The organism is Mastigocoleus sp. MO_188.B34 (genome assembly GCF_030065675.1).
Lineage (GTDB): Bacteria > Cyanobacteriota > Cyanobacteriia > Cyanobacteriales > Nostocaceae > Mastigocoleus.
Window position 1 is genome coordinate 1 of the sequence record NZ_JASJDK010000167.1, and the last position, 14,184, is coordinate 14,184.

A 14,184-nucleotide genomic window follows, 5' to 3' on the forward strand; every position below is an offset into this window, starting at 1 on the left:
AGCGCCAATATCTTTACTATGGCGCTAAAGCGCTACTACAAACAAACATATTTTTTCATAAGTAATTAAGCGGACATGATATGACGCTGCATTGGAAAAAATTCATTTGCAATTTATGATGCAAGCAATCTTATTGCGAGAAATTTTGTTAATTATGTTAGGACTTACGCAACCGGCACATTTTTCTTGTAGGGTGCGTGACACAAGCGAGTTAATCTGAACCTATTAATAAGGTTTTGAGTGTCACGCACCACCGGTGTATTGTGACAATTGCGTAAGTCCTGTATGTAACTAAAATAATGCTTAAAAAGTATTTGTGGGTGACAAATAAAATCACTAAGGAATGAGAATTTAATAACCTGTAATTCTGAAATTTGGAATGGTGCGTTACGGCGCGGTAACAAAGATAACCTTAGAAAGACATTCTCTTGCGCGCCTAACGCACCCTACAGGCTTATTGAAACCTCCCAATAGCAATCTAAACCGGCTTCCAACCTTCCTGCAAACTTGGAGCTTTTACTGGTGCGCTAAATATGTTGAGAAAACCTCTTTGACGTTTTTGCGGTCTTTCTTGGGTCATATTCCATAAAGTTTCATAGAAAAAGAAAGAAACTCCTGCGAACTTGCGATCGCGTACTGCTTGGACTTGTTCCTCAACTTGCTTTATGGGAACATACTTGCGTCTCAAACCGGTCAAAATACCAATACTGACGGGAATATGACGACGTGCGGTTTTGACTTCTGGACGTTCTAACTCATCAACAAACACATTCATATCATTGCGATATAACTGTATAATGAGTTCTTCTACTAGTCCCATACGTTCCCATCTTGCCCAATCAGCCAAGAAAAATTCGTAGGAAAAACGCTGAGGATTGGGTGATACAGACATTACACAATCCTGTTTAGCCTCTTTTACAGCAAAGAATAGCTGTTTCATAAAATCAGTGATTTTATCAGCTCGCCATTTTACCCATTCTGGATCTTTAGTGTCTTTTGGTGGAGCTTTCCCTGAATGTTCTTTTTTGTATAACTCTACCGTATATTCGTCGTATCCTAATTCTCCAGGTAAACCAAAGTGGTCGTCAACTTGAATCCCGTCAACATCGTAATTTTTGACGACTTCCACAATCAAGTCTTTCATGTAGTTTTGGACGTCGGGACGAAAAGGACTCAACCAAACGCGATCGTGAATTCCTTCTTTCCAAACTGTGGTTCCATCACTGCGAGAAGTTATCCACTCAGGATTTCGCTTTACTAGCTCTGAATCTGCTGGAGCCATAAAGCCAAATTCAACCCAAGGAATTACTCTTAAGCCTTTTTTATGTGCCAATTGTATGACTTCCTTGAGCATATCTCGTCGCCGCAGTCCCGGTGTGGGATCTACACTTTCACCAATGAATTTTTCTGCAACTTTGCTGGGGTAAAGAGTGTAGCCCCAATTATAAACCGTTGGATATACAACATTAAAATTGAACTGCTTAAGACGATTTAAAGCAGCATTCAGACGTCTTCTCCCAAACAGAATTTGGCTATCAATATTAGTTAACCAAACTCCCCTGAGTTCTTGTTGCGTTGAGTTGTTTGCAAGCAAAGTTTGCTTAAATGCAGAACTACTCAGAAGAGAAACAGGTAAGTTGGCGATATTTTGCGCGTAGGTAGGAACTGAGGAAAGCATCAGTGTCGCTACCATACCCAAAGCAATCAACCCTGTAAAAAATGACTTTTTTTTGCCAGCATAACTAATATATCCCGGCAATAATTTAACACACCACTTTTTAAAAATATTCATCATGAGATTGATGGGAAACTTCACAAGCACCATGAAATTATCAAACATCAATGACCGAAAAAATAGTCCATAAGTTGCTTTTTTACCTTGGTTTTTAATTAAATTTTTATTCTGAGTTATTAAGAGGTGTGATTATACACTCATAAAAAATTAAACAAACCGATCACAATTTTCCTGATTTACCTGTTGAAGTTGTTGGATATAAATAAATCCAAACCCTTGATTCAAAAGGTATACAGCGAATGTGGGGTGACACACCTCACCCTCACATCCTAAGCCGTGATTATGATCAATCTAGGTTATCCCAAATCAGTGTCATCAAACTTGCTTAGTATCAAATACCTTTGAGTGATTAAGTAAGTTTGCTGATATTCCTTCAACGGGCGTTCAAATTAAGTTCGCGTTCAAAGCAAATTCAAATAAAATCGGTGTCTGTTAATGATTGGCTCAATCGATTCTCCCAATGGTAAGGTAAATATTACTTCTGTCGCTCAAAGATTGGTGAGGACTATAGTGTTTTCCAAGGGACAGTTTTCACTTCTGTTAGCACGCTGTAATTCAACTGCAAAGCAGAAACAAATATTGAGTCTAATGCGAGAATTTTCACCAGTGGAAATTGCGGAATTATCTTTACCAAATAATGCTGAAACACTTTATAACAGCATTGCTTCTGGTTTAGATGCAAAATTGCCTCAAGGACTAATGGTAACAGGTTTAGAGTCGGTTCGAGACGTTAATCAATTAATGATTTCTGCGAACTTTATGCGCGATGAATTTCCCAAACATTATAATTTCCCCATTGTTTTATGGGTAAATGACGAAATATTACGAAAGCTGATCCGCTTAGCACCGGATTTTAAAAATTGGTCTACTACAATAAGGTTTGATTCGCTGCAAGAAAGTTTAATGGAACCTCAAGTCTTAAGTGCTTAATGAAGTTATTCGCTATAAGTTTTTGATAAAGAAATAAAACCTAGGGTGTGTTAGGCGCGCAAGGGAATATCTTTTTTGGTCATATTTATCGCCGCGCCGTAAACCACCGTCGTATAAGATTAATATGCGGTAATTTTTTACAATAATTTTCTATAAAAAACCCATAGATTATTTTCTCCCCTTACCTCCGAGGGGATTTTATTTTTTATACTGTTTTTTTATAAAACTACTGAATAATGATTTCTATACAGTCAATTTAAAGTTTACTTCACAAATCTCAGGAACAAACTTTAAATATTACAACGTCTAATATTGTGTCTATATATATCGACATAAATTCTATATCTAGGGATTACCTAATAAATAAAATCTAATTTCCTGAGAAGATATTTAATTTTGATTTTTAAGTTTGAAAGTTTTAATTTGCCTGAAAGTTTCTAATTTGAATATTTTTAGTCTCAGTGTCGGTTTATTAACTATTTAACTACAATTTATCGCCCAAAGTATTTACTATCAACGATTGTACTTTATTGATTTATCTTCGAAACACCATGAATATTTTTTCTTTTACTAATATTAACACCAATCAAAGAAGAATTTTAGCTACTTTGATTTTAGCTGGATTTATCTCCATTGGTAATGGATTACAAATGTCCGATAATTCCATTGCAACAGCAACAGATATTCCTTTACAAACTAATAATAGAGTTGTTAAGGGAAGTCTCAAAAGAAATGGTTTACCACGTAAAGTTACAAGGGCTGTATTAAGGGACTTATCTCGTCGAGAAAACATCGCGATTCGCAAATTAGAAATCATCGATTACCAACAAAAAACTTGGAGTGATGGTTGTTTGGAATTGGGTGGTGCAGCAGAAATATGCACTCAGGCTTTGGTTCGTGGTTGGGAAGTGATAGCTAGTGATGGAGACCGTACTTGGACTTATCGTACTAACCAAAATGGACGTTTAATCCGCTTAGCAAAAGATAAACGCACAAATAATAGATTATCCAGAACCCTGAAAAATCGCGTCCTCAAAACAGCATCCCAATACTTGAGACAACCGATTTCTCGTTTGAGAATTACTAATGTAGAACGGGAAACTTGGAATGATAGCTGTTTGGAACTAGGGGGTATTGCAGAAAGTTGTTTGCGCACTTCGGTTCCAGGGTGGCGTTTTGTTGTACGCACTTCAAAACAAACTTTGGTTTATCACACCAATAAAGATGGTTCGGAAATTCGCTTAAACGAACAAGCTAGCGATCGCGCTGATGCAAGATTACCCAAAAAGGTTAGATATGCAATCTTAAAAGATGCGGCAGCATGGTCTAAAATATCACCATCAAGATTAAAGATTGTCAAAGCCGAGCGTAAAATTTGGGATAATCCCTGTTTTCTTAACTTCGAGCGCTACTGTAACTTTGCATTTATTAGAACACCTGGTTGGATTGTTACAGTTAAAGGTGGGACGCAAACATGGGTTTACCACGCCAATGATAAGGGTTCGGTGGTAGTCTTAGATCGGACACCAAGTTTATCAAATGCTGCAGCAAGGGTTATTAAAAGAGATGCAGCAAGACGATCTTCTCTTAAAGGAAGAAGGTATAGTTCTAATTTCCGAATAATTGAAGTAGAAAAACTGAGAAATTGGAACGGGAGACGGTTTAGAAAACCCGGTTGGAAAGCGATCGTATCCAATGGAAAGCAAAGTTGGGCTTATCGGGTGAATGAAAATGGTTCGGAATTTAAGTTTTTACCCATAGCTAGTTTACCCCCATCAATTGTTGATGCGGTTATTACAGATGCGAAAGCACGCGCTAGAAGTCGAGTAGCAATTTCTGAGAATAATATTGTTGCAGCAAAACAGGTAAGATGGCGTAATGGTTGTTTGGGTCTGCGTAGTCAACGGCGTTATTGTACGATGGTATTAGTTGATGGTTGGCGCATTACTGTCAAAGCTGGACCGGAATCATTTGTTTATCACACCAATAATAGATCCAGAGTAAAATTCAATGCTGCAGCTAGTCGCGTTCTGGGTGGTATTAGTAGTTCCGAAGTTTCACCTATAAACAAGTAAAAAGTAAAAAGTAAAAAGTAAAAAGTAAGAAGTAAGAAGTAAGAAGTAAGAAGTAAAAAGCTACTAAATTATAGGTTTTAGCGCAATACAGTTCAGTTAAGATTTTTTTGAAAACAAATCGCACTGTAGAGACGTACCAGAGGCTAACGCCGACGCCGCAGGCTCTGGTACGTCTCTACAAGATTCATTTGTTCACGAATCTAATACGATTGCTATATATTGGAATGATTTATTAAAAATTCCTAACTCCAATATTATGGGAAATACTACAGCTTGTTTACTTATTTCTTGTCCTGACAAACAAGGGTTAGTCGCCAAAATTGCTAATTTTATTTACTCCAATGGTGGTAACATCATTCATGCGGATCAGCATACAGATTTTGGAACAAATTTTGACAATAGCTTATTTCTGACTCGAATCGAATGGCAATTAGATGGTTTTAATTTACCCCGAGATTTAATCGAACCGGCTTTTAATGCGATCGCACAACCTTTAGAAGCTAAATGGGAGTTACATTTTTCCGACAGCATTCCCCGGATTGCGATTTGGGTGAGTAAACAAGACCATTGTTTGTTAGATTTACTTTGGCGACATCGCGCTAAGGAGTTTGTTGCAGAGATTCCTCTAATAATTAGTAACCACCTGAATTTAAAAGAAATTGCAGAACAATTTAATATTGATTTTCATCACATCCCAATTACCAAAGAAACAAAACTGGAACAAGAACAAAAACAACTCGACATCTTATCCAAGTACAACATCAATTTAGTTGTTTTAGCAAAATATATGCAGATTTTGAGTAATGATTTTGTTGCTCAATTTCCTCAAATTATCAATATTCATCACTCCTTTTTACCTGCTTTTATCGGTGCGAACCCTTATCACAAAGCTTATGAGCGGGGAGTGAAAATTATCGGTGCTACATCCCATTATGTTACTGCAGATTTGGATGCTGGTCCCATTATTGAGCAGGATGTGGTTAGAATCAGTCACCGCGATACCGTTGGAGATTTAATTAGAAAAGGGAAAGATTTGGAAAGGATGGTTTTAGCCAGAGCAGTAAGGTTGCATTTGAAAAATCGCGTTTTAGTTTACGGTAATAGAACTGTGGTTTTTGAGTAATTTCAATGTCTGAAAAACAAATAGAATTATCCGGACTAGACGGACTAAACTTCCACCTTCTTGATGGAAATTCTCATGGAACAAACTTGTTTAATTCCTTCACTAATAAATGTACTGTCGTTGATGGATTATTCTCCTCTGGATTTTGAGGATTATATTGTTTGAGAAGCTTTTCTGCATTTTTTATCGCAGTAGCTTGCTTCTCAAATATCTGTTCATAAATTATTTCACTATTTTTTTCATATTTTTTTCCAGGTAATGAATTTGCAAGCAATGAATTTAATTTCTTAAGGTATTGATTTCGAGGTATCGCAGTATTGAGAAATTCAAAGTGCAAAATGTACCACAATTCAAAAGCTTCGTTAGAATAAGCGACTCCAAATCCTTCAGCTTCGGCGTTTTGAATTGCGTTATTAAAATCGTTTTTAGTCCAAGAGTCGCGATCGAATACACACCAAACTTGGTCATAACGTTCTTTTTGATTGAATTTCTTCGCATTTTCAACAAGCTTACTTGGATCTAATCCCAGTCCTTTGATATCTATGACATTTTTAGGAACGGGAAAACTCTTAAAGTAATTGGGTTCTGTTTTTGTTCCCTCACACACAATCAAAAAACTCTTTCTCAATTCCCTGGTACCGACTTTTCTCAGTGAGTAACTACGAGATTTTGGTTTTCTTTTAGACATGAGTCTCGGTCAGGGAATCTAAATTACCAACATATGGAACTGCACCATATTTACCTTTGATATAATCACTTTCAAATGAAGCATCATTACGTACTTTATATTCCGCCAGGGAATACAAGTCGGTTGCACCATATCTATTTTTTTCAGTAAACCAGATTTGATCTCTACGAAAAATTTTATTACTCAACAAATTAGTATCATGGGTCATGAATATTAACTGAGCTTGTTTTGGATTACTCTCATTGGAATTAAATAATTGAATAATTGCAATACTAATTAAAGGATGAAGTCTTGCATCAAGCTCATCAACAACAAGAATTTTACCGTTTTTTAGTACATCTACTAGAGGACCTGCTAAAGCAAATACTTTTTGTGTTCCTTTAGATTCTTCTTGATTTAAGTTAAAAAGCTCAGTAGATATGTAATTATCTTCACTATCAAATTTTTTATGTATTGTGTTAACTGCAGTTGCTTTACCTTTTACACCTTTGAGAAGCAATTCCTTCAATTCGTCCGGGAATTTCATAGGAAAAGAATCAACAGTAATTTCTGTTTGTCCTACTTCTATTTCACCAATACCTAAATCTAGCTTTTTAATAAGTTCAATAATTTCATGTTTATTTTGATTTTCCATTAAGCATTTAACAGTGTACTCGAAGTACAGTTTGTCATTCAAGCCAGAAATAATTTGTAATTTACTTGTTAGCCATTCTAAGATTTTCTCGGCAATTTTAACGTTAAATTGTGCGGAAACAGATAAGAAAAGAGCATTATCACGTGTTCTCTGCTGAATTCCATCAGCTTTATAAGTTTTAGATATGCTGAAGCGATTATTTTCCCGCTCAAAAAGCTTGGTTTCCCTCACCTTGGGTACATAAAACAGCCATTCTGAGACAACCCTATCTCGATTTGCTTCAAATCCATATCTGTATTGTTGACCATCTAGGACAAACACAATTTCAAAAAACGATGGTTCAGATTCAGTTTCTGTACTCAGTCGAAAATGCTCTACGTTGATTTTTTCTGTACTTTGAGTTTCCTTTGAGGAGTTGATCGCGAACCATTTCATGAAACCCAAAGCTTTAGCAAGATTACTCTTTCCACTCGCATTAGCTCCATAGATTGCAGCACTTTTGAGTAGTTTCAAATCTTCGTCTACATCAAACAGATTTGTGCGATCGAGCTTTTTATCTTTAGCACTTAATGTAGTTGCTACCATGCTAAAGGTAACTTTTTCTTTGAAAGATCTGTAGTTGCCGACACTGAACTCAATAAGCATGCTGGATATATATCTTAAAAGACATATTTGTGAAAAAATCACGAATATACACTTTTAAGTATATCAAATTCGGGACTTATGCAATGATAAGTAGATGAACATTAGCGTCTAGCGGAGCTTCACGGAAATAAGTCCCAAAGCTCAAAAGAACCCACAGCATCGGCTAATTTAACCATCTCTTCAGCCAATTATTTCCGCTTAAACGTAAAAGTCATTGCTCCTCTACCTCCAGCTTTTACCCCACCAATTCCAAACAAACTGATTTGTCCTTCCCCATTAATTTCTACGGACAACTCGACTTCGTCAAGCTGCATTTTGGATTCAGTGTAACGGATATGGCGCTAGGCGCAAGTCATACACGCAAGTCAAAAGTATTCAACTTTGATTCAGATTTCTTTCCCTAGGGCTAATTTTCAAACGACTCATGACACTATTAGTTGATAGATCCCCCTAAATCCCCCTTGGGAAGGGGGACTTTGAACCGTTTTTAAATGAACTAGGGGATTTCAATAATGATTTTGGAAAACATACTTTTCAAATATCCTCTAATATCCCCCTAAATCCCCCTTGGAAAGTAGGACTTTGAATGGGCTTTCCCCAAATCCAAACAGCAAAAATTCTTAACAAAATTATGTTATGTTCAGGGGCGATATTGGCGGTATATTTCGATCGATATTGTGGTAAATTAAAAATACGCTATATTTAAGATGAACGCGGTACCTGTAACCAAAAATTATATGTATCGTAGATAACTTTAAAGAAGGGCATCTGTAGGTTAAACTGCAACTGATGCTATTTTTTCAAAGTAGTTCATTTTTTGTAATGGGTAATGTCTTTATTTCTGGGGACTTACAAACATTACATGATGCAGCAGCAAACAAAAAACAGTTATGGTTTTTATGATTCATAACTTATAAGGTTTCTTGTGTATTATATCTTGACATGTTTTGGCGATTTTTTTTTAAAGATTTTTTAAAACATGTAATACAACAAGGGAAAACCCCGCTGCTGTAAAAACAACGGGGTCATTGAACTATGAACATGATTAATGTATCACATTAAAGTTATTTTGTGATATGTAATTTTTATATCGTGAATAAAGAAAATTAATTACACGGAAAAGCTAAGTTTCAAGAAGACTTGAAGTTTATTTCCAATACTAATAACCACCTGCTATTCATTGATTGATACTAGGTGGTTTTTATTATTTTCTATTGTTTACATGCTTTGTACAGCTTCGTTTCTTAATTGTCTAATGCTTCTAAACAAACATTTGACTTGACGGTTTTTAAGCTGTTATTGAAACTTTGAAAAATCTAATATTCCCGCTTCTGACAAAAGCTGACGTTCTTCGATTCTATTCAGTCGATTCAACTGTAATAATTGAATCGTTACCCGGGCTTTTGCTGTCAAAGCTATAAACTCAGCATCTTTAATTTGGAAATGCTCGCACCACAGATCTTGGCGAGGATGATCAGGAATGATTATCAAATAAATATTGTTCCCAACTATTAATGCGTCCTTTTTGAGTATAGAAAGACGGGTCTTGAAATTCAACAGGCCAAACTGCATCATCTTCATCAACCCAAGTTGACGGATTATTGGGGTCGGTTTTTTGAAAAGGTATGGTGGGATTACCTAATTTATCATTAAATCCCTGAACAGGATAAAGATTTCCATCCCAACGGGGGTCGAAGTTACCGTTCGTATCTCTGTAGTTGGGTTGACGTTTGGGGTCGTAACTAAAAATATTACCGGTATGATTGAAAATAATATCTAAGATGACGTAAATACCATTAGCATGGGCAATTTTCACTAACTCTCGTAAATCTTCACGGGTTCCAAAGCGAGGTTCAACATCAATAAAATTTTGGATTCCATACCCGTGGTATGTTTCTTGAAATTTTACCTGTTTAAAAATAGGGCTGATCCATATCGCTGTTACTCCCAAACGTTTTAGATAACCAATTTTACTGGTTAAACCTTTAAGATTTCCTCCCACATATTTAAAACCAGCTTCGCGCCAATGTTTTTCATCCTCAGGAGTTTTTATCGCATTTCCCCGATCTTGCTCCTTAAACATTGGAGTAGTTCGAGTAGCATTTTTTGCAACTATATTATATTTTTTAATAACGCTAAAGCGCTACAAACAAATTTTTTCATAAGCAATTAGATGAATTTGGCGCGATCGCTATTAGACATCTCCAGAAATGAGATATCACCCCTGACTACATAAGGCTTTTATATTCTTTTTCGGAGATGTCTATTTGTCTCCTTCCCGAAAGTAAGGAACACCTAAAGCTGATGGTGCTGCAGATTTCCCCGCCAAACCTATAAGTGCAAATAGGGCGGTAACATAAGGTAACATAATTAAAAATTGGTATGGTATATTTAACCCCAAAGCCTGCACGCGTAGCTGTAACGCTTCTGTTGCACCAAAAAGCAAACAAGCAAAAAAACTACCTACAGGATGCCATCGACCGAATATCAAAGCTGCGATCGCAATAAATCCCCTACCTGCGGTCATCTCTTCAGTAAAATATTTAACGTGTTCTACGGCAAGATATGCGCCTCCCAAACTGGCTAAAAACCCACTAGCTAACACCGCCAAATAACGCACCTTTTCCACTGATATTCCCGCAGCATCGGCAGCTTTTGGAGATTCTCCTACCGCTCTCAAAGTTAAACCAGGATTAGTTTGAAATAAAAAATAAGTACTGAAAATAACTAGAAAAAATAATAAATAGACTAATATATCTTGTCGAAAAAGTAAGGATCCAAGGACGGGTATGTTAACAAGAACCGGAATACTAATTTGTGATAGTCCCGATAATTCTTGAGAAATAATATTACTAAATAACCTTGCTAAAAAAGATGTTAAACCTATAGCAACAAGGTTAATAGCCAAACCAGAAACAACTTGATCTACTCGCAAACTCACAGATAGGAAAGCATGAAGCAAACCTACCAAACTTCCAACTACCACCGCAGCCAAAATTCCCAACCAAACATTAGTGGTGTAAGCAGTCACTATCGAACTAGTGAAAGCACCAACTAACAACATTCCTTCCAAAGCAATATTAAGTACTCCCGAACGTTCGCAAAATAATCCACCCAAAGCAGCGAACGCTAACGGAACAGAAAGACGCAAACTGGAAAGAAGATACTCTGTTAAAAAGTCGTTGGTCATCTATCACTGGTAATGGGTAATGAGTAATGGGTAATTGGTAATTGTTCACTTACTATTTCTGACTTCTAATTCCTGAATTCTGACTTCTGTAGAGACGCGACATGTTAACCTAGCGGTTACGCTGCGCTAACGCGTCTCTACGACTCCTGACTTCTGATTTCTTCTGACTCCTTACTCATTACTCATTACTTTTTCTCGGGGTCGGTTTTAAATCCAAAGGAGGTAATGGTTGACCTGGAGTATTTTCTTCCTGCTTCCACTCTGACAGTTCTCGATTAACAGCGTTAGCAAAATTTTTGGATACTAACAGTACTTCGATTTGTTCACTTGAATTAGAATTTAATTTCTTTCGAGCATAAAGAGATTGATCCTGAAAATCAGAACTACCCAAAATCAGTTTGCGGACTTCCTTATTTTTGAGTTTTATCTCGATAGTTGCTTGGGGTTTATTCAAACCATATTGAGATAATTTTTCTTTTGATGTTGATATTTTAGTACCACTTTTCTCATTCACTAATAAATCTGTGAGATAAGAAACAGATGCATTACTAGCAACTTCTTGGGAAGGTGATTTTAGTAGCCATTTATTTTTTTGAGATCCATCTGGGTTTCTTTCCAAACTAACTTTGGAATCATTTGTACTAATATTTAAAGCTTGGATATCGTCAGCAACAAACGAAAAAATTTGCTTTTCTTGTGCTTGTGCGGCTTCTCGCTGCTTTGTACCTTGAATTTCAAAAAAGTAAACAAAACCGCCCAAACCCAGCGCTAGTAAGACCAAAATTAAAGTTGTGCGCGGTAATTTCATGATTCTTCTCCCTCCTTATTTATTACCGATCGCGAAAAAAAATGAACCTATCCTTTATTCCCTATTCCCTGCTCCCCGTTCCTTGTTCCCTGCTCCCTGTTAACTGTCACTACCTCCTCCTCAACCACCAAAGAAAACCTGCAGTTACAAAAGCAAGCAAAGGTAAAACAATCACTGATGTAGATGAAACAATAAAACTTTGAGTTGATGTTAAATTTAGACGACGATTCTTTTGTTCCTTAGGACGAATAGAAAGAGCTTGTTCGTCATCTACTTGTGAAAGCCAAGTTACTGAATTGAGGAATATATCACCATTTAATTGTTGTCCAAACAAACCATTAGTAGCAAAATCTGAATCACCTATAACCACCAATCTTGATTCTTTGGGTTTTTCTTCTTGAGATTTTTCTTCTTGAGATTTGTCTTCAGTTTTTACTTCATTTGGTGAAGGACTTGGTGTAGTATTCGATTTTGCTTGGGGAGAATTCTTTTCAGTAGTGTTTGGATTTTCTTTAGGAGTAGGTTTTGCTTCAGATGAATTTGTAGCTGTTGAATTTGTATCTGTCGAACTTGTATCTGTCGAACTTGTATCTGTCGAACTTGTAAGCGTTTTCTTTAAAGCAGCACCTAAAATTAATGGTCCTTTGCGATCGCGACCTTCATTAAATTTTAAATCTTCACTTTGGAGATCGCTTTCAGCCCAAGAATTTGGATAAGGTTTAGTTTTAAGTAATTCTGTAACTTCAATTCCATCAACTTGAGTAATCTCAATTGGACGGGCTAAAGGATATAAAGAAAATCCATTACCAAAATCTTTAGTAATAGGATGTTGACCGTACTCAGAAATATAAATTGCAGATGGACCACCATATTCAGGAGCAATGGAAATATCAACGGCTAAACGGTCATCTAACTTAACACCCCATTCAGATAGCAAGGTATTTAATTTGGGATCGGTATCGGGATCTATCATTAATAATAGATTACCGCCATTATCAATATATTCTTGCAGTGCTTTAACTTCGCTCTCAAATAATTCTTGCTTGGGACCAGCAATGACTACAACATTAGTATTTTCAGGTACTGTTTTAGATTCAACTAAATTTAATGCTTCGGGCACAAAAATTGTATCTCTAACAGCTTGGAAAGCTTGAGACATTGAATTTTGACCCTGGACAATTTGAGCTTCTCCGTGTCCTTGTAAAAAGTAAATTCTTAGTTGAGTGCTACTAGTAATTTGTTGTAGACGATTAGTTAATTTAACTTCGGAAAGAGGTTGATTATTACCAACTACTTGTACCAATTGACGTTTATCTCCATACACAAGATAAACTTCTCCTTCCTCTTTGACACCAAAACTTTTCGCCTGTCCTGGTTTAGCTAATGGGTTAATATATTCAAAATCAAAATTAGAACTTTGTCGTCGATAATTTTCCAGCAATTCTTGGTCTTGAGGGTTTTGATTATTCGTAAATATAAAAACTTTGATTGGTGCTTTTAAGTTTTTTACCAATTGTTGAGTTTGGGGTGCAAGGGAAAATAACCGACTTTCAGTTATATCTGTCCGATATTGATAGCGAATCCCCAAAAAGTTAACTAACCCCAAAATAGTTAATACAGCTAAAGTGGCAATTATGGCGTTAGTTCCCGCTTGAGTCGAACGACGTTCCCACCATTTATTTTGCTGGCTTTGCCAAAGTAAATATCCAACAATAACAGCCATGCCCAAACTTATTAATGCTAAAGGTATAGCATTCCAAGTTTCTGAGACCAAGCCAACAGCTAAACCTGCAGCAATAAAAAATGGACCAAACAAAAATAAATATTTCAAAGATTTCCCTTTACTAATACTTTTCATTTATCAGTTAACAGTTACCAGTTATCAGAAGTCAGAAGTCAGAAGTCAGAAGCCAGAAGTCGTAGAGACGCGTTAGCGCAGCGTAACCGCTAGGTTAACATGTCGCGTCTGTACAGAAGTCAGAATTCAGGAATTAGAAGTCAGAAATAGTCAGTGAACAATTACCAATTACCAATTAACAATTACCCATTACCAATTACCCATTACCCATTACCCATTACCAATTACCCATTACTCATTATTGACGTTGAAAACGGAATGCATCAATCGACTGTGCAGTAAGGAAAATACCTAAAAAAATGTAACTAAAAAATAAAATTAAACCACTAGTATCAAAAATTCCTTTGACCAAGTTACTATAATGTTTGAGCAATGATAAATGACTTAATGCTTCCCCTAAAAGTCCACCTATATTATTCGCAACTAAGTCAACAAATA

At 36.3% G+C, this 14,184-nt stretch carries 12 protein-coding genes and 1 pseudogene; 3 read left to right on the top strand and 10 right to left on the bottom strand.

The genetic code is table 11. The annotated features are described in order from the left end of the window. Positions 1-478 precede the first annotated feature (478 nt). Complete coding sequence (locus tag QNJ50_RS26080; protein WP_300641427.1) at positions 479-1,792, bottom strand: glycoside hydrolase family 10 protein; 1,314 nt, start codon at positions 1,790-1,792, stop codon at positions 479-481. A 438-nt stretch (positions 1,793-2,230) separates the two neighbouring features. Between QNJ50_RS26080 and QNJ50_RS26085 the strand changes: the two genes are divergently transcribed. The 3 genes from QNJ50_RS26085 (at position 2,231) to purU (ending at position 5,923) form a co-directional block, all read left to right on the top strand. After that, a complete protein-coding gene (locus QNJ50_RS26085) occupies positions 2,231-2,725 on the top strand; it encodes a hypothetical protein (RefSeq protein ID WP_300641416.1) in 495 nt (164 codons plus the stop codon). Positions 2,726-3,276: 551 nt separating this feature from the next. Beyond that, positions 3,277-4,800 (top strand): hypothetical protein, encoded by a 1,524-nt coding sequence (locus tag QNJ50_RS26090; protein ID WP_300641417.1) that lies wholly within the window; start codon positions 3,277-3,279, stop codon positions 4,798-4,800. A 256-nt stretch (positions 4,801-5,056) separates the two neighbouring features. After that, complete coding sequence (gene purU / locus QNJ50_RS26095; RefSeq protein WP_300641418.1) at positions 5,057-5,923, top strand: formyltetrahydrofolate deformylase; 867 nt, start codon at positions 5,057-5,059, stop codon at positions 5,921-5,923. A gap of 73 nt (positions 5,924-5,996) precedes the next feature. On the opposite strand, the gene QNJ50_RS26100 is transcribed toward purU, so the two are convergent. From QNJ50_RS26100 to QNJ50_RS26140, 9 genes and pseudogenes are all read right to left on the bottom strand, one after another. After that, a complete protein-coding gene (locus QNJ50_RS26100; RefSeq protein ID WP_300641419.1) occupies positions 5,997-6,611 on the bottom strand; it encodes an RloB family protein in 615 nt (204 codons plus the stop codon). After that, the gene (locus tag QNJ50_RS26105; protein ID WP_300641420.1) at positions 6,604-7,890 is read right to left on the bottom strand and encodes an ATP-binding protein; all 1,287 of its coding nucleotides are present in this window, start codon (positions 7,888-7,890) and stop codon (positions 6,604-6,606) included. The genes QNJ50_RS26100 and QNJ50_RS26105 overlap by 8 nt, the downstream gene beginning before the upstream one ends. A gap of 188 nt (positions 7,891-8,078) precedes the next feature. Next, positions 8,079-8,204 (bottom strand): hypothetical protein, encoded by a 126-nt coding sequence (locus QNJ50_RS26110; RefSeq protein WP_300641421.1) that lies wholly within the window; start codon positions 8,202-8,204, stop codon positions 8,079-8,081. Between the two features lie 982 nt (positions 8,205-9,186). Beyond that, the gene (locus QNJ50_RS26115; RefSeq protein WP_300641422.1) at positions 9,187-9,381 is read right to left on the bottom strand and encodes a hypothetical protein; all 195 of its coding nucleotides are present in this window, start codon (positions 9,379-9,381) and stop codon (positions 9,187-9,189) included. After that, positions 9,365-9,973 carry an alpha-amylase family glycosyl hydrolase gene (locus QNJ50_RS26120; RefSeq protein WP_300641423.1) on the bottom strand — a complete coding sequence of 203 codons (609 nt, stop codon included), beginning with the start codon at positions 9,971-9,973 and terminating at the stop codon, positions 9,365-9,367. Before QNJ50_RS26120 ends, QNJ50_RS26115 begins: the two co-directional genes overlap by 17 nt. Before the next feature lie 180 nt (positions 9,974-10,153). Continuing rightward, the gene (locus QNJ50_RS26125) at positions 10,154-11,080 is read right to left on the bottom strand and encodes an ABC transporter permease (RefSeq protein WP_300641424.1); all 927 of its coding nucleotides are present in this window, start codon (positions 11,078-11,080) and stop codon (positions 10,154-10,156) included. A gap of 178 nt (positions 11,081-11,258) precedes the next feature. Further along, entirely contained in the window at positions 11,259-11,888 is a 630-nt protein-coding gene (locus QNJ50_RS26130) for a DUF4340 domain-containing protein (protein ID WP_300641425.1), read from the bottom strand. A 109-nt stretch (positions 11,889-11,997) separates the two neighbouring features. Next, entirely contained in the window at positions 11,998-13,746 is a 1,749-nt protein-coding gene (locus QNJ50_RS26135; RefSeq protein WP_300641426.1) for a Gldg family protein, read from the bottom strand. Positions 13,747-13,984: 238 nt separating this feature from the next. After that, positions 13,985-14,184, bottom strand: a pseudogene (locus QNJ50_RS26140) (ABC transporter permease); the annotation flags it as partial.

Bases quoted from the DNA above. Each gene is read 5' to 3' on its own strand.
- QNJ50_RS26100 (WP_300641419.1), bottom strand. From the start codon at position 6,611: ATGTCTAAAAGAAAACCAAAATCTCGTAGTTACTCACTGAGAAAAGTC.
- QNJ50_RS26130 (WP_300641425.1), bottom strand. From the start codon at position 11,888: ATGAAATTACCGCGCACAACTTTAATTTTGGTCTTACTAGCGCTGGGT.
- QNJ50_RS26105 (WP_300641420.1), bottom strand. From the start codon at position 7,890: ATGCTTATTGAGTTCAGTGTCGGCAACTACAGATCTTTCAAAGAAAAA.
- QNJ50_RS26120 (WP_300641423.1), bottom strand. From the start codon at position 9,973: ATGTTTAAGGAGCAAGATCGGGGAAATGCGATAAAAACTCCTGAGGAT.
- QNJ50_RS26125 (WP_300641424.1), bottom strand. From the start codon at position 11,080: ATGACCAACGACTTTTTAACAGAGTATCTTCTTTCCAGTTTGCGTCTT.
- QNJ50_RS26090 (WP_300641417.1), top strand. From the start codon at position 3,277: ATGAATATTTTTTCTTTTACTAATATTAACACCAATCAAAGAAGAATT.
- QNJ50_RS26135 (WP_300641426.1), bottom strand. From the start codon at position 13,746: ATGAAAAGTATTAGTAAAGGGAAATCTTTGAAATATTTATTTTTGTTT.
- QNJ50_RS26080 (WP_300641427.1), bottom strand. From the start codon at position 1,792: ATGAATATTTTTAAAAAGTGGTGTGTTAAATTATTGCCGGGATATATT.
- QNJ50_RS26085 (WP_300641416.1), top strand. From the start codon at position 2,231: ATGATTGGCTCAATCGATTCTCCCAATGGTAAGGTAAATATTACTTCT.
- purU (WP_300641418.1), top strand. From the start codon at position 5,057: ATGGGAAATACTACAGCTTGTTTACTTATTTCTTGTCCTGACAAACAA.
- QNJ50_RS26110 (WP_300641421.1), bottom strand. From the start codon at position 8,204: ATGCAGCTTGACGAAGTCGAGTTGTCCGTAGAAATTAATGGGGAAGGA.